The sequence below is a fragment of the Micromonospora foliorum genome (assembly GCF_022229015.1).
In the GTDB taxonomy this organism is placed as follows: domain Bacteria; phylum Actinomycetota; class Actinomycetes; order Mycobacteriales; family Micromonosporaceae; genus Micromonospora; species Micromonospora foliorum.
Map to the genome: position 1 here is coordinate 35,674 of NZ_JAKKFF010000467.1, position 23,634 is coordinate 59,307.

Annotated in this window: 19 protein-coding genes; 12 read left to right on the forward strand and 7 right to left on the reverse strand. The window is 71.7% G+C overall.

Annotated elements, in window-relative coordinates:
* Positions 1 to 35: 35 nt before the first annotated feature.
* Positions 36 to 2,558 carry an ATP-binding protein gene (locus tag PSH25_RS28140; RefSeq protein ID WP_238661911.1) on the reverse strand — a complete coding sequence of 841 codons (2,523 nt, stop codon included), beginning with the start codon at positions 2,556 to 2,558 and terminating at the stop codon, positions 36 to 38.
* Positions 2,559 to 2,656: 98 nt separating this feature from the next.
* On the reverse strand, positions 2,657 to 5,683 hold the full coding sequence (locus PSH25_RS28145; RefSeq protein ID WP_238661912.1) for a S8 family serine peptidase: 3,027 nt from the start codon (positions 5,681 to 5,683) through the stop codon (positions 2,657 to 2,659).
* A gap of 243 nt (positions 5,684 to 5,926) precedes the next feature.
* Here PSH25_RS28145 and PSH25_RS28150 point away from each other — a divergent pair, with 243 nt between their 5' ends.
* Positions 5,927 to 6,463 (forward strand): hypothetical protein, encoded by a 537-nt coding sequence (locus PSH25_RS28150; RefSeq protein ID WP_238661929.1) that lies wholly within the window; start codon positions 5,927 to 5,929, stop codon positions 6,461 to 6,463.
* Between the two features lie 100 nt (positions 6,464 to 6,563).
* Here the strand turns inward: PSH25_RS28150 and PSH25_RS28155 are convergent, their stop codons facing one another.
* Positions 6,564 to 7,805, reverse strand: coding sequence for an HNH endonuclease signature motif containing protein (locus PSH25_RS28155; RefSeq protein ID WP_238661913.1), 1,242 nt, complete (start codon positions 7,803 to 7,805; stop codon positions 6,564 to 6,566).
* Positions 7,806 to 8,260: 455 nt separating this feature from the next.
* Positions 8,261 to 8,740, reverse strand: a complete 480-nt coding sequence (locus tag PSH25_RS28160; protein ID WP_238661914.1) for a winged helix-turn-helix transcriptional regulator — start codon at positions 8,738 to 8,740, stop codon at positions 8,261 to 8,263.
* Positions 8,741 to 8,966: 226 nt separating this feature from the next.
* Here PSH25_RS28160 and PSH25_RS28165 point away from each other — a divergent pair, with 226 nt between their 5' ends.
* From PSH25_RS28165 to PSH25_RS28175, 3 genes are all read left to right on the forward strand, one after another.
* Positions 8,967 to 10,436 (forward strand): MFS transporter, encoded by a 1,470-nt coding sequence (locus PSH25_RS28165; RefSeq protein WP_238661915.1) that lies wholly within the window; start codon positions 8,967 to 8,969, stop codon positions 10,434 to 10,436.
* A 62-nt stretch (positions 10,437 to 10,498) separates the two neighbouring features.
* Entirely contained in the window at positions 10,499 to 11,041 is a 543-nt protein-coding gene (locus PSH25_RS28170; RefSeq protein WP_238661916.1) for a TetR/AcrR family transcriptional regulator, read from the forward strand.
* An 88-nt stretch (positions 11,042 to 11,129) separates the two neighbouring features.
* On the forward strand, positions 11,130 to 12,161 hold the full coding sequence (locus tag PSH25_RS28175) for a medium chain dehydrogenase/reductase family protein (protein ID WP_238661917.1): 1,032 nt from the start codon (positions 11,130 to 11,132) through the stop codon (positions 12,159 to 12,161).
* 7 nt (positions 12,162 to 12,168) lie between these two features.
* Here the strand turns inward: PSH25_RS28175 and PSH25_RS28180 are convergent, their stop codons facing one another.
* Positions 12,169 to 13,350: a low temperature requirement protein A gene (locus PSH25_RS28180; protein ID WP_238661918.1), complete on the reverse strand. Its 1,182-nt coding sequence runs from the start codon at positions 13,348 to 13,350 to the stop codon at positions 12,169 to 12,171.
* Between the two features lie 420 nt (positions 13,351 to 13,770).
* Between PSH25_RS28180 and PSH25_RS28185 the strand changes: the two genes are divergently transcribed.
* The 7 genes from PSH25_RS28185 to PSH25_RS28215 all read left to right on the forward strand — a co-directional run bounded on the left by PSH25_RS28185 (position 13,771) and on the right by PSH25_RS28215 (position 21,257).
* Entirely contained in the window at positions 13,771 to 13,944 is a 174-nt protein-coding gene (locus tag PSH25_RS28185) for a hypothetical protein (protein ID WP_238661919.1), read from the forward strand.
* Positions 13,941 to 14,945, forward strand: coding sequence for a glycosyltransferase family 4 protein (locus PSH25_RS28190; protein WP_238661920.1), 1,005 nt, complete (start codon positions 13,941 to 13,943; stop codon positions 14,943 to 14,945). Before PSH25_RS28185 ends, PSH25_RS28190 begins: the two co-directional genes overlap by 4 nt.
* A 116-nt stretch (positions 14,946 to 15,061) precedes the next feature.
* Positions 15,062 to 16,198, forward strand: coding sequence for a glycosyltransferase (locus PSH25_RS28195; protein ID WP_238661930.1), 1,137 nt, complete (start codon positions 15,062 to 15,064; stop codon positions 16,196 to 16,198).
* Positions 16,195 to 17,247: a glycosyltransferase gene (locus PSH25_RS28200; protein WP_238661921.1), complete on the forward strand. Its 1,053-nt coding sequence runs from the start codon at positions 16,195 to 16,197 to the stop codon at positions 17,245 to 17,247. Before PSH25_RS28195 ends, PSH25_RS28200 begins: the two co-directional genes overlap by 4 nt.
* A complete protein-coding gene (locus PSH25_RS28205; RefSeq protein WP_238661922.1) occupies positions 17,244 to 18,749 on the forward strand; it encodes a glycoside hydrolase family 130 protein in 1,506 nt (501 codons plus the stop codon). The genes PSH25_RS28200 and PSH25_RS28205 overlap by 4 nt, the downstream gene beginning before the upstream one ends.
* Before the next feature lie 124 nt (positions 18,750 to 18,873).
* Positions 18,874 to 20,091: a PP2C family protein-serine/threonine phosphatase gene (locus tag PSH25_RS28210; RefSeq protein WP_238661923.1), complete on the forward strand. Its 1,218-nt coding sequence runs from the start codon at positions 18,874 to 18,876 to the stop codon at positions 20,089 to 20,091.
* 98 nt (positions 20,092 to 20,189) lie between these two features.
* Positions 20,190 to 21,257, forward strand: a complete 1,068-nt coding sequence (locus tag PSH25_RS28215; protein ID WP_238661924.1) for a DUF2855 family protein — start codon at positions 20,190 to 20,192, stop codon at positions 21,255 to 21,257.
* Between the two features lie 6 nt (positions 21,258 to 21,263).
* Here the strand turns inward: PSH25_RS28215 and PSH25_RS28220 are convergent, their stop codons facing one another.
* Together PSH25_RS28220 and PSH25_RS28225 are read right to left on the reverse strand one after the other, a co-directional pair.
* Positions 21,264 to 22,070, reverse strand: a complete 807-nt coding sequence (locus PSH25_RS28220; protein ID WP_238661925.1) for a SigB/SigF/SigG family RNA polymerase sigma factor — start codon at positions 22,068 to 22,070, stop codon at positions 21,264 to 21,266.
* Between the two features lie 232 nt (positions 22,071 to 22,302).
* Positions 22,303 to 22,488: a hypothetical protein gene (locus PSH25_RS28225; protein ID WP_238661926.1), complete on the reverse strand. Its 186-nt coding sequence runs from the start codon at positions 22,486 to 22,488 to the stop codon at positions 22,303 to 22,305.
* Positions 22,489 to 22,809: 321 nt separating this feature from the next.
* Here PSH25_RS28225 and PSH25_RS28230 point away from each other — a divergent pair.
* The coding region (locus tag PSH25_RS28230; RefSeq protein ID WP_238661927.1) for an RNA polymerase sigma factor at positions 22,810 to 23,634 on the forward strand (825 nt) is incomplete at its 3' end.

The following is a 23,634-nucleotide window of genomic DNA, read 5'->3' on the forward strand; positions in this document are numbered from 1 at the left end:
TGGCTCGGGTCGTGGTCGACTCAGGCCAGCCTGGCTCAGGCCGGAACGAGTTCCCGGCATCGGCGCAGGGCGGCCAGGGCCAGCGGCGCGTCCCGGCCCGCGATCCCGGCCTCCAACTCGGCGACCGCTCCCGCGGCCCGCCCCGGATCACCGGCTGCGGCTGCCGCCTCTGCCAGCACCAACACGGCCTCCGCGGCCCACGCCAGGATGCCCTTTCCGCGTACCAGCGCCAGCGCCTCCGCCGCGTGCCGGGCGGCCTCGTCCGGACGCCCGGCCAGGGTGAGCCGGGCCAGCGCCGAGAGCGCCTGCACCAGCGGCCAGATCGCACCGACCCGCCGGGCGTCGGCCACCACCTCCCGCAGCGCCCGTTCGGCCACCTCCACCTCGTCGCGCCCCTTCCTGCCGTGGCCTGCGGCGCTGCCGCCGGGTTGCTCGGCGTTGCCGCCGCCCGCGGTGCCGCCGGGTTGCTCGGCGTTGCCGCCGCCCGCGGTGCCGGCGGTACGGGCCAGCACGGTCGCCAGTTCGACCCGCGCGTCCAGCAGGGTGACCGGCATCCGCTCGCTGGTGGTGATCAACCGGCCGAGCCGCTCGGCGAGCCCGTCCAGTCGGCCGGCGGCCCGGTCCAGCGACAGTTCGGTCGCCTCCACGAGGGACGTCAGCCGCTCGTACCCGGTCTCGTCGACAAGCGCCCGACCGGCCGCCAGCAGCGCTCCGGCCTGCTCCGGATGGCCGGCGTGCAGCGCGCCCTGTGCCCAGTTCAGGCAGGCCCGCGCATGCTCGCGGGGCCGGTCGGCCAACTCGGCGGACGCGCGCAGCTCGGAGATGATCGCCCAGGCCGCCGGGTCGCCCAGCTCCAGCAGCAGCGAGGCTCGGGCGATGCGGACCGCGAGGTGCGCCGCCGGATCCCCGCTGGCCGCCGCGGCGGTCTCGGCCTCCGCGCACCTGGCCAGGTGGTCGTCGACGTGCCGGCCGACGACGGTGTCGGGGGCCGCCAGCACCGCGAGCGCCGGGGCCCTGCGGCGCGGCGCGCGCAGGTACGGCACGGCACGCTCGATCTCGGTGTACCCGCGCAGCGCCTCGCCCTGCTGACGCAGCATCCGGCCGAGCACCAGACCCAGCTCACCCCGGGCACCCGGCGGCAGCCGTCGGTCGGCGAGCAGCCGTTCCAGCACCGGGATCGCCTCGGCCTGGCTGAGCCCGTCGATGGCCGACCGGCCCAGCTTGGCGGCGAGCCGAACCCGTACCGGCCGGGGCAGCTCGGCGATGTCCATCGTCTGGAGCAGGAAGCTGGCGGCGGTCGCGTCGTCGCCGCGCTCGGTGGCCAGGTCGGCGGCGGCCTCGGCGTTGCGGACGAAGTCGGCCCCGCTGCCGGCCCGACGGTAGTGGTGCGCCAGCTGGGCCACCGGCCTCGGCAGTTCCTGTTCCAACACTCGCGCCACCCGCAGGTGCAGCCACTCCCGGCTCTCCCGGGGCACCAGGTCGTACACCACCTGTCGGGCCAGGTCGTGGCGGAACCGCAGGCCGTCCCCGGCGTCGTGCAGCAGGCCCGCCCGGTGTGCGGCGGTCAACGCCGCGCCGATCGCCACCCGGTCCAGGCCGAGCACCGAGGCGAGGATGCGCTGGTCGGGCGCCATCCCCAGTACGGCCGCCGCGCCGAGCACCTCCCGGGTGGCCTCGTCGAGCGGGCGCAGCCGCCAGAGCAGCACGTCACGGAGGACGAACGGGACGCTGTCGTCGGCCAACGGGTCGCCGCCCCGCTCGGCGAGCGTCCGCAGCACCTCCTCGACCACGAACGGGATGCCGGCGGTGCGGTCGAGCAGGGTGGCGGTCAGCCGCTGCGGCGGATCATCGAGGCGCAGGGTGCGGGCCGCCAGCCGGCGTACGTCGTCGGCGTCCAGCGGGCTGAGCGCAACGCGCGTGACGCTCCACGGGGGAGTCCGCGCCAGGGCGTCGTGGATCGGCGTACTGCTCCCCGGCGTCGCCGTACGCGCGGTCAGCACCACGGCCAGCCCCTCCACCGGGTGAGTGCTCAGGTAACGGAGGAGTTCGCAGGTCGCCGGGTCCGCCCAGTGCAGATCCTCCAGCAGAAGGGTGGCGGGGCTCAGCGCGGCGAGCACCGCCGCGACGGCGCGGAGCAGGCGATGTCGCTCGGCCGCCGGGTCGGTCAACGGGGGCGGCGCGTCCGGCAGTACGTCGGCCAGTTCGGGCAGCAGCGGCGCGAGGGCGCCAGCCACCGGGCTGAGCGGACCGAGTTGGTCGGCGCCGCCCCGGATCGCGTCCAGCAGCACGCCGAGTGGGAAGGGCTCGGGTACGTCGTCACACTCACCGATGAGGTGCCGCCCGGGAAGTTCGGCGAGCAGTTCGGCGACGAGTCGACTCTTGCCGATGCCGGGCTCACCCTCCAGCAGGATCAGGCAGGGTGGGGTTGCGACGAGCCGGCGGAGCTGGGCCAACTCCGCCGCCCGGCCGACGAACTCGACGGGCCCGCGCAGACGTTCGGGGCGGACGGGAGTTTGGCTCCCGCCGCCCCGTGTCTTGTTCTCGTCGCCGTCGATCACCGTGGGGCCGAGCAGATCACCTCTGCCCGGCGCGGCGGTGGGCCGGCGGACCGGCGGTGACCTGGGTCACATGCCGGACCGCCGGGCCGTCTGCACGGTCAGGACTGGACGGTGACCGGCACGGTCTTCAGCGAGCCGTCACCGTTGCGGAACTCCAGCACCCCGAGGTAGCGCTGACCCGGGGCGAGACCGAACCAGCGCAGGGTCAGGTTCGCCGTCGCGCCCGGCTGCACGCTGCGCTGCTTCGGGTCGATGGTGAACCGGCCGGTGGAGGTGCCCGGCGCGCCCGGCAGGTAGCTGGTGACGGTGTACGCGTTCGCGCCGTCCTTGATGTTCTCGGTGAACTCCTGCTCGACGACCACGATGTAGTCCCCGGCGCCGTCCGGCAGGGTCACCTTGGCGCCGTCCCGGCCGCTGGCCGTGGCGGTGACGAACTTCCCGAACTTGTCATAGACGTTGAGGCTGAACTCGGTGCACTCCATCACCCCCTCCTCGTCGTCCCAGTCGATGTGGGAGCAGGTGGGCCGCTTTGACGTCACCTGGACGAGTGGGCTGCGGGTCCCGGCCGGCACGTGCAGCGTGCTCCTGCTGATCGACGCGGGCAGCGGCACCGGCAGGTTGTCGGACGTGCTCCAGTCCCAGCTCGGCCCGTCGCCCTTGAGGGTGACCACGTTGCTGGTGCCCGAGGTCAGGCCGGAGAGCTGGGAGATCAGCTGGCCCTGGTAGCCGACCTCGGCGGCGATCGGGACGCTGCCGAAGGTGCCCTTGCCGGTGATGGCGTCGGGGGCGACCAGCCCGGAGTTGTGCACGACCAGCGGGCTGCGTACCGCGTGCTTGTACTGGTCGCGCCAGGTCAGCGAACCGTCGGCCCAGGTGTCGAAGGCACCACCGGTGTTGGTGACCTCGACGGTGAAGCGGGCGCTCTTGCCCGGACGGATCTGCAACTTCTTCGGGGTGACCTTGACCTCGTAGCCCGGCGGAGCCTGCACCGACGAGGAGTAGGTGCTGGTCTTGTCGCTGACGTTGGTGACCGTACGGGTCACCGCCTGCTTGCCCACCATTCGGCCCAGCGAGATGGACGGGTAGTTGAGCTGCGCCGTGTCGATCGCGCCGACCGTGTCGCAGCCGTCCAGGTCGCCGAGCCCGTAGTCGCTGCCACGGTCGGCGGAGACCCCGCACAGGTACTGGATCCAGTCCTGCTGGTTGGAGTCGTAGACCAGGCCCGGGTCGAAGGCGCTGCCCGGCTCGACCTGGCCGGCACCGTAGTTCAGCGGAGTCGCGTCGTACGTGCCGATCTTGATCGGGTTGCCCTTGTCGGTCTTGTCCACCGCGCTGGTCATCAGCGCCGAGCGGACCGCCGCCGGCGACCAGCCGGGGTGCTTGGCCAGCAGCAGGGCGGCGATGCCGGCGATGTGCGGCGCCGCCATCGAGGTGCCCGACTCCAGCGCGAAGTCGTTGCCGCCGATGGACGGAGAGAACGCGGCGACGATGTCCTGACCGGGCGCGCTGATGTCCGGCTTGAGCAGCTCACCGGCGTTCAGGTTCGACGGGCCCGCCGAGGAGAACGCGGCGACCGAGGGCGCCTCGACCGTCTCCAGCTTGCTCGGCGAGATGGTCGCCGTGGCGTCGCCCTTGGCGACGTACGCGGTGACCGTGGCCAGGTCGACCTCGTTGATGTGCACGGTCGGCACGGCCTGCACGTCGGCGTTCAGGGAGTTCAGCTCGTCGTTGTACAGCACCATGCCGACGCCGCCGGCCCGCGCCACCTCGATGCTCTTGTCGGTACGCGGGATCTCGCCCCGCAGGCAGAGCACGATCGCGCCCTTGACCTTGGCCGGATCCAACGTGTCGTCGGCGCAGAGGCCGGCACCGTAGGCGCCGTCCGGGTCGATTGCGCTGTCCTTCGCGAAGACCAGTCGGGCCGGCCCGACACCGGTCTCGCCCATGCCCACACCGGCGATGGTGGTGCCGTTGCCGAGGGTGAGCTTCCGGGTGTTCTGCCGGTCGGTCGTGCTCGCGGCCACTGTGGTCAGCCAGGGCGTCGAGTTGTCGACGGTGTTGGCGAACGGGCCGGAGTTGCCGGCGGCGGCGGCGACGAACACCCCGGCGGCGGCCGCGTTGAAGAACGTCGCGTCGACCGCCCCGAACCGCTCGGTGTCGTCACCGATCGAGTAGTTGATCACGTCGACGCCGTCCGCGACCGCGTCGTCGATGGCGTGCACGATGTCGATGTCGGTGCCGGTCGCTCCGCCAGCACCGTTGTCGTACAGAGCCTTGTAGATCGCCAACCGCGCGGCCGGTGCCATCCCGGAGATCATGCCCAGGTCCTGGGTGCCCGACGTGGCCCGCACGCCGTGGATGCCGGCCGCGGTGCTGGCCGTGTGGGTGCCGTGGCCGTTGCGATCGCGCGGCGAGGAGTAGTCGTCCGGGAACGCTTCGGCGATGCCGCTGTCGTTGTACCAGCGCGCCCCGATCACCTTGTTGTTGCAGGTGACCGGCGCTTCGACGCCGACGTCGCAGGTGCCCTTCCACTTGGCGTCGATGACGGCCTGGTCGGGGCGAGGGCTGGGCAGCGGCGCGAAGCTCGCGCTCTCCGGCCAGTAGCCGCTGTCGATGACCCCGATGATCACGCCCTCACCGGCGTGGGAGTCTCCACCGAACTCCTTCTTCCACACTCCACCATTGCCGGTCAGGCCCAGGTAGTCCGGGGTGTGCGAGGTGGCGGCGTGCACCTTCTGGCTCTCGTACACCGCTCGGACACCCTTGCTGGCGCGCAGCCGGGCGGCCTGCGGCCCGGTCAGGTCGGCGGCGAAGCCGTTGAACGCGGTCTCCATGGTGACGCGGGTGCGGTCGGCTGGCACACCGACGTGGTCCAGCACCGACCTACGCTGCTGGCGCAGGTGATCCCGGTACGCGTTGGCGTTGCCGGACGTGCGGTTCAGTTTGGCCCCGTCGGCCGGCTTGGTCGCGGCGATCCCGGGAACCCCGCCGGTGTAGGTGGCCAGCGGCTCCTCGGCGAGCTGGACGAGGTAGCGGGCGGTCGGCCCACTGCTGGCCGGCCCGGCGGTGGCGCTGGCAGGCGGGCTGGTCAGGCCGGCCGCGGTCAGCGCCACGGCGGCCAGCATGCTGACCCCGTACCTGGCCCGTCCGGTCCGATGTGCGTTCGGTTGTGGCACGTCGTTGCCTCCACGTTCGGTGCCGGCCGCCACGACTGATGACGGTGGCCGAAACCTAGGATCGGTACCGATCATCGAGAAGCACCCGTAACCTGGCTGTCATCTTGGAAACAAGCTCGTAACACAACGGGTACTTTGCGCGTCATTTGGGAGCGCCGGCTCGGGAGATCTATGCCATGTGGTCGGTTGCCCGTGCCGTCGGTCGAGTCGGCCCTCGTGGTCTTCGACGCCCAGGGCCCCGGATGCCTGTCCTACGCGGTCGAGGAGGCGGGCCACCGCCGGCTCGTCAAGACGGCCGCCACGGTCGAGGGCTCCCTCGACCGTGCCGTCGCGGTGCACGCCGCCGTCCGCTGTCCGGCCATCGTCCGTTCAATCCGGACGATCCACGGCGCGGCTGGTCCGACTCTCGTCTACCCCGGGTGCGACGGCGGCGTCCTGAACCGGCCACCGTGCACGACGAGCGGGCTGGCCCGATTCCAACACCTGCCGGTTCCGCAGGTCGAGGTGGCGCTCGGCGCGATCCTCGACGCCCACCTCGCCGTCAGCGCCGCCGGCCTGGTCGCGATCGACCTCTACGACGGCTGCGGTGAACGCCGCGTGCCCACCAAAGGCATGGCGGGGCACCAACGAGCAGCGCCGGGTCGTGGAACGAGCAACGAGGCAGGCGCCCGCCGCCCGCTACCCCGACGTGCCAGCACTGGCCTGCGCCTGGCGGTGGCGACACCCTGAAGCGGGCAGTTCTGCGCCTCCGGCAGACATGGGCCGCCCGGGACCACGCGCGGATGTGGTTGCCCGGCTTGAGAGGCTGCTCGGCGTCGGCTGGCTGCTCCTACGTTCGTCGGTGGTAGTGGTTGCGGCGGGGGAGTTGTTCGGGGTCGAGCCACGTGGGTGGGATGAATTCGGGGTGGCCGTCGCCGGCTAGTTGGACGGTCCAGTCGCTGTGGTGCAGGTGGCGGTGGTGGTGGCCGCAGAGCAGTACGGCGTTGGTGAGGCTGGTTGGGCCGCCGTCGGCCCAGTGCTGGATGTGGTGGGCGTGGCACCAGCGGGGTGGTCGGTCGCAGCCGGGGAACGCGCAGCCGCGGTCGCGGAGTACGAGGGCGCGGCGCAGTGGTCCGGTGATGAGGCGGCGTTGTCGGCCGACGTCGAGTGGTTGGCCGGTGCCGCCGAGGACGGCGGGCAGGATGGTGGCGTCGCAGGCGAGTCGACGCACCGTGTCCGGGGTCAGGCTGAGGTCGGTGTCGAGGGTGCCTGCGGCGAGCTTTGCCGTGAGCGCGTCGTAGGTGGTGGTGATGACGATCTGAGCGGAGTCGCCACCGTTGTCGGGCAGTTCGCCGGTTCGGAGGGTGAGTCGGCAGACCTCGGCGAGGGCGTCGTGGCGGCGTTGCCCGGGGGATCGGGTGTCGTCTGGTCCGGACGGGGTGGTCAGTGGGTCGATGGCGGCGCGGAGCAGGGCGGCGGTTTCGGTGTCGAGGGTGCCGGTGAGTCGGAGGCGGCCGTCGGTCTGCTCGGACAGGGTGAGGTGGAGGTCGTGGGCGGCGCGGCGTGCTTCGGCGTCGAGTGCGGCCTGGGCGGCGGCGTCGGGGGCGACGTGGTCGAGGATGCGGGTGCCGAGTTTGCGCAGGTGGGTGGGGTCGAACTGCCGGGCCCAGTCGGTGAGCACACCGACCGCTTTGTCGGCGGTCTCGGCGTCGGCCGACCTGTTCACGGTCTCAACGGTGTCGGCGATGACCCGGGCCTGGTCCAGGCTGATGACGCCGTCGGCCAGCGCTTGTCGGATGCCGGGGTTACTGGTGTCAAGGGTGGTGGCGAGGTCGACGAGGCGGCGGGCGGAGGGGATGGTGAGTCGCAGGCGGTCGCGCAGCCACACGGCGGTGCTGGAGGCGCCTTGGGCGCGGGCGGTGCCCCGGCCGTCGACCTCGCGGATCAGGGCGAGTTTGACGGCGGCGAGGCGTTGCTCGAGGCGGTGTGTGGCGTCGAGCGCGGCGATCAGGTCATGTTCCGGGAGGGCCCAGGCCGGGGCGTCGACGCAGGCGGCGACCGAGTCGTCTGCCTGCGCCAACTCCTCGACCACGACCCGAGACTAGAACAGGTGTACGACACTTTCAGTCATCATGATCGATTGGATTGACGGCGGCCGGCGTGTATCTGGCAGGCCGCGCCGCGGCTGGATACATGCCGGCAATTCCGCTCGGAGGATGGTCGCAGGTGAATGCCGTCACTGCTCGAACCTTCCGCTGCGGCTTCGGGTGGCCCTTCGGTAAACGTTTCGGCGATGCGACGCGGGGCGGCGTACGTGAGGGGTGCGAGACGGCGTCCCAGATGCCGCGAGATGCCGCACCTGGGGGCGATGGGGCGTGCGAGGCCGCAGGGCCCGCGGCATGGCATGCGAGACAGTGCCGCAGGGTGCGTGGTGAGGCCCGGCGGCGGGCACGGCGAAGGTTCGTGGCCAGGAAGGGTTGTCGGACCGGGGGGTTACCGCGCGACCTGGGTGGCGGCAGGGATGCTGGCTCGGCCGTGGCCGGAGGTTCAGTCGCGCCGGACGAGGCCCGGGCCGGCGATGATGTCGATGTCGCCGTCCGCGATCTCGTGGCCGGCGGCGCAGCGGAGCACCGCGCGGATCGGCTCGCCGCAGCCGTGGTGGGTGGTGACGATGGAGGGGCCGGTGTCGGTGGCGGCCCAGGTGTCGCCCCAGTTGCGCAGTGCGGTGATGACGGGCAGGAGTTCGCGGCCCTTGCGGGTGAGTTGGTACTCGTGGCGGGTGCGCTGCCCGGGCTCCCGGTAGGGGATTCGTTCGAGCAGCCCGGCGGTGACCATCTCCTTGAGTCGGGCGGCCATGGCGGGCTCGCCGACGCCGACCCGGCGGACGAAGTCGTCGAAGCGGCGGGTGCCGAGCAGGGCCTCGCGCATGATCAGGACCGTCGACCGGCTGCCCACGATGTCCATCGCCCGGGCTACCGAGCAGTTCTCGCTCGTCCAGGATTCGCGATCGTCTCGTAGGTCCTCCATGCCGTCCAGCGTACCTGACTTGCGTGAGGGCTAGCCAGGTGCTTCACTGGGGCGTGCTGACTTCAGCAAACGCAAGTCAGACCACCAGCCTGAAGGATCTTCAGTGACCACCAGCGCCACAGCCTCGACTCCACCGGGAGCGACCCCACCCGGACCTAACCCGCCCGGACCGGCAGCGCCCGGGCCGGCCGGCGCCGCCCGCTCATCCTTGCGCGGCTCCCGCCCGGTGACCCTGATCGCCATGTGTCTGGGCGCGATGATCACGTTCCTGCAGATCACCGCGACGGTCTCCGCGCTGACCACGATCCAGCGGGACCTGCGGGTCGACCCGACCACCCTGGTCTGGATCCCCAGTGCCTACACCCTGATGGTGGCGAGCGTCGTGCTGTCCGCGGCCACCCTGGGCAGCCGCTACGGGCGTAGGCGCATGTTCGGCGCCGGGGTCGTCGCGATGATCGTCGGCGCAGGCGTCGTGGCCGGCGCTCCGACCGTCGCCTGGGTGATCGTCGGGCAGTTGGTGGCCGGTCTAGGTGGGGCCCTGATCCTGCCGAACAGCCTGGCGATCCTCGGCGCGACCTTCACCGACCCGCACCGAAGGACCGAGGTCATCACCGCCTGGTCGGCGGCGTCCGGCATCGGGCTCGCGATCGGCCCGCTCATCGCGGGCACCCTGCTGCGGCACTACCAGTGGCACAGCGTCTACCTGTCGACGATCGCGCTGGGCCTGGTCACCCTCGTCGTCGCCGTCGTCGGGGTAGCCGAGTCCCGGCCGAACGCCGCCCGACTCGACGTGCCCGGACTGCTGCTGGGCACCGTCGCCATCGCGGCCGCCGTCTACGCGCTGATCCAGGGCGGCAAGGTCGGCTACACCAGCCCGGTGGTGTCGGCGGCCTGGGTCGTCGCGGCCGTCGCGCTGGTCGCGTTCGTCCTGGTCGAGCTGCGGACCAGCGCGCCGATGCTCGACGTACGGCTGTTCCGGTCCGCGTCGTTCAGCGCCGTCATGGTCGTCGGCGCGGTGTCGCTGTTCGGTTTCACCGGAGTGGCGATCCTGCTGGTCCTCTTCCACGAACGTGCGCAGGCGCTCAGCCCGCTGGACACCGGCTGGCGCATGCTGGTGCTCTTCGGCGCCTACGTGCTGGTCGCCTTCGGTGCCGGGCGCGCGATCCGTCGTACCGGATTCAAAGCGCCGTTGACCCTCGGCCTGGTCCTCGGTGCGGTCGCGAGCTTCGCGCTGGCGAACCAGGGGCCGACCACGTCGTTCGGTGACCGCTGGGCGCTGTTCGTGTTGTTCGGCGCGGCCAGCGGTCTGGTGGTGGCCCCGGCGACGGCGGCGGCGTTGGCCAGCGTCGCGCCCGCCCAGGCCGGCATGGCCTCCGGTGCGGTCAACGCCGCACGCCAGGTCGGCTCGGTGCTCGGCTCGTCCCTGCTCGGCACGCTCCTCACCACCACGATGGTGGCCGACCTGCCGGACCGGCTCGCCGCGCACCAGGTCGGCGAACCCACCCGTACCGCCGTGCAGGCGGCGGTGGCCTCCGGCGCCAACGGCGACCAACCGCTGCCGGACCCGGTCCGGGCGGCGATCGCCGAGGCGCTGACCTCCGGTGTGCAGGCCGGGTTGCGGATCAACGGTGTCGTCTTCCTCGTCACTGCGGTGCTCGCGCTCACCCTCATCCGCAACCGGCCGCACCACCAGTAGGAATACAGGTTGGTCGAGCGGCGGGCTTGACGGTGCTTGTTTGTGAGTGCACACTTACAAACATGCGATCCACCGCCGAGGCCCGCCGGGTCACCGTCCTGAACACCGCCGTGTCGGTGTTCGCGCGCGCCGGCTTCCACGCCACCCCGGTCACCGCCGTGGCCGCCGCCGCCGGCATCTCCGAGGCGTACGTCTTCCGGCTCTTCTCCGGGAAGCTCGGCCTGTTCGTGGCGGCGGCCGGAGCGTGTTTCGACCGGATCGCCGCGGCGATCGAGGCGGGTGCGGAGCGCGCCGGGGGCGACAGCCCGGAGGAGATCCTCGACGCCATGGGCGGTGCCTACGCGGAGCTGATCGCCGATCGTGATCTTCTGCTCTTCCAAGTGCAGGCGCAGGCCGTCACGGATATCCCGGAGATCGCCGAGGCGGTGCGCGCCGGCTACCGGCGGGTGGCGACCTTCGTGCAGAGTCGGGCCGGTGCCAGCGACGCACAGGTGCAGCAGTTCTTCGCGTACGGCCAGCTCTGTCACCTGATCGTGACCGCCGGCCTGGAGCAGGTCCCGGAGCCCTGGGCTCGCGCCCTGACCGCCGGCATTCGCCACCCCTGACCGACCCCGTTGCCGGGCCGCTTCGGCGGCCCACTTTTCGAGCCCAATAAGTGTGTGAGTGCCCACTTACAAACAAGGGAGAACCCCGATGACCACCGACACGACGATCACCGAAGTGGTGCTGCCCGGAATCGTGGAGCCCGACGGCCTCCTGCTGCACCGGCGCGCGATGCCCGTCCCCGCCCGGGGGCAGGCGCTCATCCAGGTCGAGGCCACCGGCATCTCGTTCGCCGAGCAGCAGATGCGCCACGCTCTCTACCCCGGCCAGCCGAAGTTTCCGTTCGTGCCCGGCTACGACCTCGTCGGCACCGTCCGGGCGGTCGGTCCCGGCGGCGACGACACGCTGGTCGGCACCCGGGTGGCGGCGGTCACCAAGACCGGTGCCTGGGCCACGTACGCGCTTGTCGACATCGACGCCCTGACCGCCGTACCCCTGGGTCTGGACCCCGTCGCGGCCGAGACCGTCGTGGTCAACGGGGTGACCGCCTGGCAGATGCTGCGAGACGCCGACCTGACGGCGGGGCAGACCATCCTCGTGCACGGCGCGAACGGCGGCGTGGGGAGCGTGCTCGTCCAACTCGGCCGGCACCTCGGCCTGCGGGTCATCGGCACCGCCGCCGCACGGCACCACGCCGGGCTGCGCGAACTCGGCGTCGAACCGCTCGACTACCGCGAACCGGAGATGGCCGCGCGGGTCCGCGAGCTGTCGCCGGGTGGCGTCGACGCCGTCTTCGACCCGGTCGCCGGCCCGGGCGTACGCACCTCGTACGCCCTGCTCGCCCCCGGTGGCAAGCTGGTCGTCTACGGCAACGCCGCCGCCGTGGGCACCGGACAGTCGGTCGTGTGGGTCTTCGTGAAGCTGCTGACCCGCCTCTATACCTGGAACGCGCTGCCCAACGGCCACCGGGCCGGTTTCTACAACTTCTGGGCCGGTCAGCTCACCCGCCGTGCCGCGTTCCGTCGTCGCCTGCGCACCGACCTCGGCATCGTGCTCGACCTGCTGCTGCAGGGCGTGATCGTGCCGCAGATCGCCGCCCGCTATCCCCTCAGCGAGGTCTCCGCGGCACTGGTGTTCGCCGAGAACCGCAGTCGGGCCGGCAAGGTGGTGCTGGAGCCCTGATCAGCGACTACGTCGAGGGCATTGGTGGTTCGGGCGGCTTTCCGCGGGCCCGGATGCTGTCGGTGACGGCAACTCCGGCGAGCACCAGGGCCGCGGCGAGGCCCGCCACCAGTGCCGGGGTCAGCACCAGGACGGGTCCCGCGACCGCCAACGCGAGCAGCGCGAGCAGTCGAGACGGCGACACGCGGCTGAACACCTCGTACTCGAACCGGGCGCGTCCGAGCAGGAACAGTGCGAGCCCGCCGAGGAGGACGCCGGCCAACCACGGCGACGTCTCCTCGGCGGGCTCGCTGATGATGGCCTCGAAGCTGGCGGAGGCGGCCACGACGCCGGCCACCATGAGGAGGTGGGTGTTGGGCGCGGACCGTACGAACCCGCCCGGATCCCGGGAAGCCTCGATGGCGGCTTTCAGCAGGGCCCCGGCGCGGTGGACGTAGATCTGCCACAGCAGCACGGTCGTGGCGAACCCGATCAGGAGTGCCGCCGTCCGCTCGATGGTCAGGTCGTGGGCGGCGTAGGTCAGGGTGATGACGAGGATGAGATCGCCGAGAGTGAGCGTGAAGATCTGCTGGTAGCGCTCCGCCAGGTGGTCGGCCGCCACCGCGTAGTGGCGTGTGGGTAGACGACCGATCCGCGGTGCGGGGTAACGAAGCCAGGCGGCCGCGTAGTCGACAGCGAGCGCGGCGGTCCACAGCAGGCCCCGGGCCGGACCGCTGACGAAGGCACCGGCGAGCCACGGTACGGCGGACACGGCGAACCAGAACATCAACCGACCGGAGCGTTGCTGCTCCATCCGACCGCCCAGCGCGGCCACGAGAAAGGTGCCACGTCCCACCTGGATCGCCACGTACGCGCCCGCGAAGACCAGCCCGTGCCCGGCGAAGGCTTCGGGCAGCGCCCCCGCCATCAGGATCGTCCCGAACATGACCCAGAGCGTCACGGCGAAGATCGGTGGGTGGCCGAGGTGTTGGAGCTCGGTGGCCAGGGCGCTTGCTGCCCAGACCCACCAGATGGCCATCAACAGCACCACGGTCTCGAAGAGCCCGACCCAGTCGAGACGCTGTGCCAGGGTTCGCGACGTCAGGGCGAGCGCGGCGACGAACACCAGATCGAGGAAGAGTTCCAGCAGGGTCGCCCGCTGGGGCCCCTCATCCTCGCGGGTCAGCCCTACCGCTTGGTCGGTCGTCATCAGGTGCCCGCCTACGTGCTCCGGACCTTCGATCCTAGTGAGATCCAGGCGACAACTCGGGCAAAGCCGGTGCACCGGACTCGTCGAGGTGCCGGATCCAGGCGGCTGCGCGGCCCCTTCCGACCGGCCCGGCTGCCCGTGCGTGTGCAGCCGCACGTCACGAGGGCGTACGGTGAACATGTCGCCCGGGACCCCGGTGGCCGCCAGACGCCGTCGCCATCAGCCCATCAGGGGCGTTACCGAACGTCATCCCCGTCGCCGCGACTCGCTGGTCGTGCTGGCCGATCGCCGACCACGTCCCGGCCGTCGGGTTCGCCCGTCATCACGGTCGGAACGGTTGGTGGTCCGGATCCAACCGCGCGTGCGCACCGCTGTCCGTGCGAATGATCGTTTTGAACACCTTAACCAGGGGAGTACCAGATGAGGATCGCCAGGGACCGGATCGTCACCGCACTTCGCGACCGGGGCCAGCAGGCCCGGGCCGACTGGGTCGAGCGCGAGCTGCCGGAGCGCGTGGACCCGGCCAAGCACTCCGGGCTGCTCGCCACTCTGAACCTCAACCCAGCTGATCTCGTCGACGCGTCCTCCCCTTGAGGATTGCGCTGCTCGGACCGGTCGCCTGGCGTACGCCCCCACACCACTACGGCCCGTGGGAGCAGGTGACCGGCCTGCTCGCCGAGGGGCTGGTCAGCCGCGGGGTCGATGTGACGCTCTTCGCGACACTCGACTCCGTCACATCCGCCCAACTCGACGGAGTCTGCCCACGGGGGTACGCGGACGACCCCGACCTGGACGGTCGGGTGTGGGAGGCGATGCACGTCTCCCACGCGATGGCCCGCTCGGCGCAGTTCGACCTGGTGCACAGTCACCTGGACTGGCTGCCCCTGGCGTTCGCGGAACACTGCCGCGCGCCGCTGCTGACCACAGTGCACGGCTTTTCCGGCGCGGGGATCCTGCCCGCCTATGGCCGAGCCCGCTCGTCGTACGTGTCGATCTCCGACGCCGACCGGGCGTCGGAGCTCGACTACGTGGCCACGGTGTACCACGGCGTCGACGTCGGCGGACTGCCGTTCACCGGCGAGGCCGGTCCGGGGCTGGCCGCCTTCGGCCGCATCCACCCGGACAAGGGCACCCACACCGCGATCGAGATCGCCCGCCGCGCCGGCCGACCCCTGACCATCTGCGGGATCGTGCAGGACGAGCGGTACTTCGCCGAACAGGTTGCCCCGCACATCGACGGCGATCAGGTCGTTTTCCTCGGGTCGGTGGGTCCGCGACGGCGTGCCGAGGTGCTGGGTGACAGCGCCGCACTGCTGCACCCGATCGCCTTCGACGAGCCGTTCGGGCTGTCGGTCGTGGAATCGATGGTCTGTGGCACTCCGGTCGTCGCCTACAAGCGGGGGTCCATGCCCGAGGTCGTCGACGAAGGGGTGACGGGTCTCCTCGTCTCCACCGTCGACCAGGCCGTCGAAGCGATCACCCGGGTCGCCGGCCTCGATCGGGTGGAGTGTCGGGCGCGGGCTCTGGAGCGCTTCAGCGCGGACCGGATGGTCACCGACTATCTCGCCGTCTACGACAAGCTCCTCCGCAACTGACTGAACCGCACCGCTCTCCGTTCCGCCGGTCACACACGCTGACCGGCGTGCGCCGTTCCCGCGTGAGGCCCACCCCGTACTCCTGCGGTGGCCGACAACCGGAAGGCCCGACGTTCATGCTCAGCTACGGATTCCTCAGCACCCACCCACCGACCCGGTGCGGACTGGCCACCTTCAACGCGGCCCTCGCCGCCCAGTTGACCGCCGACGGCACCCGCGGTGGCATCGTCCGGGTCACCGATCACGGCGACGACCAGCGGCCCGTTCCCGGGGTGGTGCACACCTGGTCGGCGCGGAACCCGGCCGGTTGGCGGGAGGCGGCGGCCGCTCTGAACGCGTACGACGTGGCGATCGTCCAGCACGAGTACGGCATCTACCCCGGCACCGACGGCGAGGAGGTCCTGCCGTTGCTGCGGCGGCTCAGCGTGCCGAGCATCGTGGTCCTGCACACCGTGCTCAGCCAGCCCTCGGCCCGGCAGAAATCCCTGTTGGAGCAGATCGTGGCGACCGCCGGTGCAGTCGTCACGATGACCGACACCGCCCGGGACCGGCTGCTCGTCGGGTACGCCGTGCCAGCGGGCAAGGTGACGGTGATCCCGCACGGCGCGGCCGAACTCGCCGGTGTACCCGTCGACCGGCGTACCCGCCCGCACCTGCTGACCTGGGGGCTGCTCGGGCCGGGCAAGGGCATCGAGTGGTCGTTGCGGGCCCTCGCCCGGTTGCAGGATCTGGAACCGACTCCGACCTACACGGTGGCGGGGCGGACCCACCCGAAGGTGATCGAGCACCACGGTGAGGCGTACCGGGCCGGGCTGCACCAGCTCGGTGCCCAGTTGGGCGTCGCGCACGCTGTCGACTACCAGGACGTCTACCACGACCAGGAGGCACTGGGTCGGTTGATCCGTTCCGCCGACGTGGTCGTCCTGCCCTACGACTCCCGCGAACAGGTCACCTCCGGCGTACTCATCGAAGCGGTTGCCGCCGGGGTGCCCGTCGTGGCGACGGCGTTCCCGCACGCCGTCGAGCTGCTGACCGGTGGGCCTGGTCTGGTCGTACCCCACCAGAACCCGGCGGCGCTGGCCAAGGCGATCCGGCGGGTCCTGATCGAACCGGGCCTGACCGCCCGGTTGGCCGGGCGGGTTCGTCCACTGGCCGCGCACCTGCGTTGGCCTGCGGTGGCGGCCCGCTACGACGCCCTCGCCGAACAGCTCGTCGACGCCCGCTCGCCGGCCGCCAGCGCCGTGCCGGCGTGACGGCGACCACCGGACGCCCCCGGATGTCGACGGGTGGGCGCTGGGCGACGGCACCCGCGCCGAGCTTCGCGCACCTGGCTCGGCTGAGCGACGACACCGGTCTGTTCGAGCACGCACGGCACGCCATCGTCCGGCGTGAGCACGGCTACTGCACCGACGACGTGGCCCGTGGCCTGGTGGTCGTCAGCCGCGAGCCGGAGCCGAGCGAGGAACTGCTCCGGCTGGCGGAGCGATACCTGGCGTTCCTCACCCACGCGCAGGACGCCGGCGGCGCGTTCCGCAACCGGCTCGGGCACGATCGCCGCTGGGTCGACGAACCAGGGCTCGGCGACTGGTGGGGTCGGGCCCTGTGGGGCCTGGGCACGGCCGCCGCCCGCAGCCCCGCCCCATGGGTACGCGAGGAGGCGCTGGTCGCCTTCAGCCGGGGTGCCGGCCGGCGGGCCAAGGCCCCGCACACGATGACCTTCGCCGCACTGGGTGCGGTCGAGGTGCTCCGTCGTCACCCGGGCCATGTCGCCGCCGCGTCCCTGCTGGCGGACGCGGCCAGCACGATCGGCCCCCCGGGCTCCGATCCCGGGTGGCCGTGGCCACGGCAGGAGTTGACGTACGCCAATGCCGCCCTCGCCGAGGTGGTCATCGCCGCGAGTCAGCTTCGCGAGGGTGGTCCACCTCTCGACGACGGCCTGCGCATGTTGACCTGGCTGCGCGATGTCCAGCTCCGTGACGGGCGGTTGTCGGTCGTACCCGCCGGGGGTTGGCGGCGCGGCGCCGTCCGGCCGCGGCACGACCAGCAGCCGATCGAGGTTGCCGCCTTCGCCGATGCCTGCGCCACGGCGGCCGCGGTGACCGGGGACCCGGAGTGGGACAACGAGGTGCGGCAGGCGGTCGGGTGGTTCCTCGGCGACAACGACCTCGGCACGCCCATGTGGGATCCGGCGACCGGCGGTGGCTACGACGGGCTGACCGCGCACGGGCCCAACCTCAACCAGGGAGCCGAGTCCACCCTCGCGCTCATCTCCACCCTCCAGCACGCCCGGCGGTGGTCGTGACCCGGAGCCTGGCCGTCCGGCAGGACGTCACCCTCACCCCGGATCCACGCCGCGTCATCGTCAAGCTCTTCGTGCCGGGTGAGGATGCCGCAGTGGTACGGACCCGCGCGCAGGCGCTCATCGACCGGGTCGCGCGCCTCGACGACGAGGAGACCGCCCGGCTGCTGCGGGACACCCTGGACCGGTTCGGTGCCCGACACCGCGACCTGGCCGGCACCTTCCACCACCACTACGACCTGGTCCGGCACCGCGCCGCGCGGGCCCGGGACCTCTCGCCGAACAGCCGGCTGCTGGTCGGCGCCTACTTCAGCCACGAGTACGCCGTCGAGGCCGCCGCCCTGTGCAACCCGTCGATGGTGACCCACCCGGACCAGACCGATCTCGGCCCCGGGCAGCTGCGCGTCGCGGTCAGCCTGCGCCAGGTCGGGGAGGGCCACGTGTCCTCCATCGGGTTCGCCAGCGCGATCGTCGGACCGGGGAAACAGCTCACGATCGCCGATCGGACCGGGCCGTTGGCCGTCGGGCAGCGGACGGGCGTACGGCACCGCCGGGACCTGCTCGTTGCCGGCCTGGCCGAGGAGGACTGCGACAACGAGGTCGCGGCCACGGTGCTTGACGCGTTGCCCGAGTGGTACGACGAGGCCGCCTTCGAGCGGGTGCTCGGCAACCTGCCACCCGATCTGCTCTCGCGTAGCACCGGGCTGGGGACCGTGGAACAACTGCGTCGTACCAACGCCGGTAGTTACGCCACCGCCTTCCCCGCCGACACGGTCCTGCACCAACGGGTGCTGTGGCCGGCCACCCCGGCGGAGAGCAACGGCATGGAGGACGCGCGGTTCGTTCGTTTCGTCGATGAGTCCGGGCCGGTGTACCGGGCCACCTACACCGCCTACGACGGCCGGAACATCGCCACCCGCGCACTGGCCAGCGACGACCTGCGCCGGTTCGAGATGACCCCGATGCGCGGGCCGGGCGCCCGAAACAAGGGGCTCGCGTTGTTTCCGCGTACCGTCGGCGGCCGGCACCTGGCCCTGTGCCGTGCCGACGGCGAGACCATCGGCCTGACCGCCCTGGACGGCGAGAACCGCTGGCAGGCCCCGACCCCGTTGCACGCGCCGGGCGAGAGTTGGGAGTTGATTCAGGTCGGCAACTGCGGATCACCGATCGAGACCGACGTCGGCTGGCTCGTGCTCACCCACGGTGTCGGGCCGATGCGTCGCTATGCGATCGGTGCGCTCCTGCTCGACCTGCGCACACCCGAGCGGGTCGTCGCCCACCTGCCCGGTGCGCTTCTCGCACCCGACGAGAACGACCGGGACGGGTACGTACCGAACGTCGTCTACTCCTGCGGTGCGCTCCTGCACGACGGTGAGCTGTGGGTGCCGTACGGGGCGAGCGACGCGCGGGTGGGATTCGCCACTGTGCCGCTGTCCGCGCTCCTGAGCGCGATGGTCGAGGCCCCACCATCGGGCAATCGGGACGAAAGAGCGCCGACGGTTTGACGAGCACGACGCGCGCTGGCAAGGAGACGACTCGGCATACGCCAGGTGCGCGACGGGCGAGGTAGCCTCACGCTCGCACTACGTGCTCCTGCATGCGGGGAGGAGCTGCAGGGGGAGGTGGAGCATGGCGGACGTCGGCGAGGTGGTGCGTTGGTTGCAGCTCAACGCGCCCCGGGGCGGCCCGGACGAGGTGTCGCAGCTGGTCGCCCGGGCGGCGCCCGCGATCGACGCCAGCGAGATCGTGATCTACCTGGCCGACTACAGGCAGACCCTGCTCGTGCCACTGCTCGGCGCGGGTCTCGACCGGGACCAGCTGCCGATCGAGACGACGCTCGCCGGTCGGGCCTTCACCACCCTCGACATCCAGCGCGCGCCCGACAACCCGGACCGGGTCTGGGTGCCGCTGCTGCTCGGATGTGAGCGGATGGGCGTACTGGAGATTGTCTCGCCGGCCGCCGCCGACCAGAAGATGGACGGTCCGGCCTGGGAGGTGGCGGTCAACATCGCCCAGATCCTGGTCAACCGCCGGCTCTACGGTGACGTGGTCGAGCGGATGCGGCGGCGGATGCCGATGCAGGTGGCGGCCGAGATCGTGTGGGGCCTGCTCCCGCCGCTGACCTTCGCCACCGACGATCTGGTGGTCACCGCCATCCTCGAACCGTGCTACGACGTCGGCGGCGACATCTTCGACTACGCGTTGAACGATGACGTGCTCAGCGTCGGGCTCTTCGACACCTGTGGGCACGGCATCAAGGCCAGCACCCTGGCCTCGCTGGTCGTCAGCGCGTACCGCAACGCCCGTCGGTGCGGCCTCGACCTGGTCGACACGGCGATCAGCATCGACCGGTGGGTGCGATCCGAGCACCCGAACTTCTTCGCGACCGGCTTGCTGATCGAGTTGGACCGTCGGACCGGGCGCCTCAGCATCATCAACGCGGGGCATCCCGGTGCGATGTTGCTGCGCGACGGCAAGGCCGTTCGGGAGCTGCCGGGGCCGACCATGTTGCCGCTCGGCCTGGGTCACCTGTCCCCGCACCGACCGCGGGTGCACGAGGAGAATCTGCACCCGGGCGACCGCATCCTCGCCTACACCGACGGCATCACCGACGCGCGTAGCGCGGAGGGGGAGCAGTTCGGGCTGGACCGGCTCGTCGACTTCGTCAACCGCGCTCTCAACGACGGGTTGCCCAGCCCAGAGACGATGCGTCGTCTGGTCCACGCGGTCGTCGGGTACCAGGACGACCAGCTCGAGGACGACGCGACGGCCCTCTTCGTGGAGTGGCGGCCACCGCACCTGCCGCTCGCGCACCTCCGCGACCTCGCCGCCGGCACCGGCCCCTAATCGCGCGCCCGCCGCGTCGCCGAGCCGCGAACCCCGCAGTGGGATTTTGCACTCGCAGTGCACTTGTCTCCGATTGCGGGGCTGTCTAGCGTCACCTCATGGCTGACTCATGGACCTTCGCCGTGGCGCGTGACGACCTCGGGCAGACCACGCTCGTCGATGGCTCCACCCCCGCCGTGGCCGAGGGCGAGGCGCTGCTGCGCGTGGACCGCGTCGGTCTCACCGCCAACAACGTGACCTACGCGGTGCTCGGCGACTCGATGCGCTACTGGCGGTTCTTTCCGCCGGCGGCGCAGGGGCTCGGGCCGCAGTGGGGCCTCCCGCCGCTCTGGGGCTTCGCCGAGGTGGTCGCCTCGGCGGTGGCCGGGGTCGAGGTGGGGCAACGGATCTACGGTTACCTCCCGCCCGCCGGTCACCTCGTGGTGCGGCCGGACCGGGTGGACGCGTCCGGGTTCCGGGAGGCGAGCCCGCACCGGGCCGAGCTGCCGTCGCCGTACAACGCGTACCGGTCGACCAGCGGCGACCCGGCGTACCAGCGTGACCAGGAGGATCTGCTGATCCTGTTCCGGCCGCTGTTCTTCACCTCGTTCATGCTGGCCGACCAGGTCGTCGACAACGACTTCCACGGTGCCGAGGCGCTGCTCGTGTCGTCGGCGTCGAGCAAGACCGCGTACGCCGCCGCGTTCGAGCTGCACGGGCGCGGGCCGCGCCTGGTCGGTCTCACCTCACCCGGCAACCTGGCGTTCACCCGGTCGCTCGGCTGCTACGACGAGGTCGTCGCGTACGACGACATCGACGCCCTCGACGTGGTCCCGACCGTCTACCTCGACCTGTCCGGCGCGCCCGCGACCCGTGCCGCCCTGCGTCGGCGCCTCGGGGACCGGCTCGTCCGGGACGTCGCGGTCGGGCTCACCAACCAGACGCCGAACGCCGACGCCGCCGAGGAGGTGTTCTTCGCGCCGGTGCAGATGCGCAAGCGCAGCCACGACTGGGGCCGCGACGGGCTCGACCAGCGGTTCACCGAGGCCTGGCAACGCTTCGCCGCCGTCGTGAGCGGGTGGCTGGACGTCCGGGTGGGTGCCGGCCCGGCGGCGCTGCAACACGCGTGGCTCGACGTTCTCGCCGGTCGTACGCCGCCACGGGTGGGCCACGTCATCCAACTCTGACCGGGCTCAGGCGGCGATGTCCTCGCTGAGCTGGAGGCGCAACGCGGCCAGCGAGCGGGTGATCAGCCGGGACACGTGCATCTGCGAGACGCCGATCCGGTCGGCGATCTGGGCCTGGGTCAGGTTGCCGTGGAAGCGCAGGCTCAGGATCTGCCGCTCACGTGCCGGAAGCGTGGCGAGGGCCGGGCCGAGGGCGACGCGGATCTCGACCAGATCGAACGACCGGTCGTCGTCGCCGAGGGTGTCCCCGAGTTCCCGGCTGCCGTCGGCCCCGGTCGGGGTGGACAGCGACGTGGCCCGGTAGGCGCGCGCTCCCTCCAGCCCCTCCAGGACGGTCTCCTCGGTCACGTCGAGGTGGGACGCGATGTCGGCGACGGTCGGCGAGCGGCCGAGGGTCTGGGTCAGGGCGCTGTTCGCCGCGCTGATCGACAGACGCAGCTCCTGGAGGCGGCGGGGCACGCGCACCGCCCAGGTGCGGTCCCGGAAGTACCGCTTGATCTCGCCGATGATGGTGGGAATGGCGTACCCGCTGAAGTCGACACCTCGGCTGTGGTCGAAGTTGTCCACGGCCTTGATGAGCCCGACGAACGCGGTCTGGGCCAGGTCGTCGTCGGGTGCGCCGCGTCCGCCGTAGCGGCGCGCCAGGTGCCGCGCGAGCGGCAGCCACGCCTCGATGGCGCGGTCCCGCACGGCTGGGCGGCGGGGGTCGTCCGCCGGTGTCGCCGCCAGGGCGGCGAGGAGGTCTTCCGGGCTCTGGTCGCTGCCGCGCTGCTCGGTGCGGGTGCTGATCGCGTTGTCGACGATGGTGGCCATGTGGGTGGTCCTTCCCGCAGGCCCGTCGATCGAGTCGACCGGAAGGTCTCCGAACCGGCTACCGCCGGGGCGCACGTACGGGCGAAGGTGCGCTGTCGCAAGGCCACGATCACGGGCCTCGCCACCGCGTCATGTCGTTCACTTGATGACCCGGACACTACCCGAAAGACCGACTAATTTCTAGCCGAAAGTATGAGACCAGGCGTTTCGGCGAAGAGTCAGCGCGCTGGGATCAGCCGCGCTGGTCCGAGGCGTCGACAGCGCTCGGGGCCGGCTGGGCCGGCGTCACCGCGAACGGGTGGCGCAGTTGCCGCATGGCCTCCTCGCTGCTGTCGAAGGTCACCGCGGGCCCGTCCAGCCCGTCGCCGTTCGACGTGGCGAGGAACAGGGCAGGTCGAGCGTTGTCGTTCGATGTCATGCAGGGATCCTGTCTCTACGAGAGGGGTGCGTCTGGGGCCTCGGCAACGTCGGCCGTGCGACCTGGTGACGCTTCGGCGCACACGCTGGCGCCCGAATGCTGGTGTCCTGTGCACGGGCGAGCACCCGGCGACACCGACACCCCGCACCATACCCGGCGTCGCCACCTTGTATGCGCCGCCGACGGACCCGCGTCGCTTGTGGCGAACCGGCCACCCGGGAATTCTGTAATCCCACCCGCTGCCGCGAGTCTCCGATCTTGAGGGCGGTCAGCGCACCCAGCGTGGGCGCCGCGCGGATGAGCACACGAGGAGTGAGACCCATGTCGTCAGCCGGTCGAGCACTGCCCGATGTCGGGTTGGTCGTCGCGGCCAGGCAGGGCGACCAGCGCGCTCTCGACGACGTCGTCGCGGCCTCGCTCCCGCTGGTCTACAACATCGTCGGGCGCGCGCTGCGCGGGCACGCCGACGTCGACGACGTGGTCCAGGAGACGTTGGTACGGGTGATCCGGTACCTGCCCGCGCTCAACGACCCGGCGGCATACCGGTCCTGGCTGGTGGCGATCACCATCCGCCAGGTGCGCGACTGGGAGACGCGCCGCCGCGTGGCGCTCAACCGCGACGCCGGGCTCGACGCGATCCACAACGTGCCCGACCCCGCCTCCGACTTCGCGGGCATGACAATCCTCCGGCTCGGCCTCACCGACCAGCGACGGGAGGTCGCCGAGGCCACCCGCTGGCTCGACCCGGACGACCAGGAACTGCTGTCGCTGTGGTGGCTGGAGGAGACCGGCGAGATCACCCGGAACGAGGTCGCCGACGCGCTCGGGTTGTCGCCCGGGCACGTCGCGGTGCGGATCCACCGGATGAAGGAGCAGATCCAGAGCGCCCGCGGCGTCGTACGCGCGCTCCGCGCCCGCCCCGGCTGCCCGGACCTGGGCGCCGTGACCGCCGAGTGGGACGGCACTCCCAGCTCGCTGTGGCGCAAGCGACTGGCTCGGCACGTCCGTGACTGCGCGTTCTGCGGACGGCTGGGAACGACGCTGCTGCCGATCGACCGGTTGCTCGCCGGCCTGCCGCTGCTGCCGCTGCCGGCGGGTCTCGGCGCCCACCTGCCGAACGCGGCCGGTGCCGGGGCCGCCGCGCAG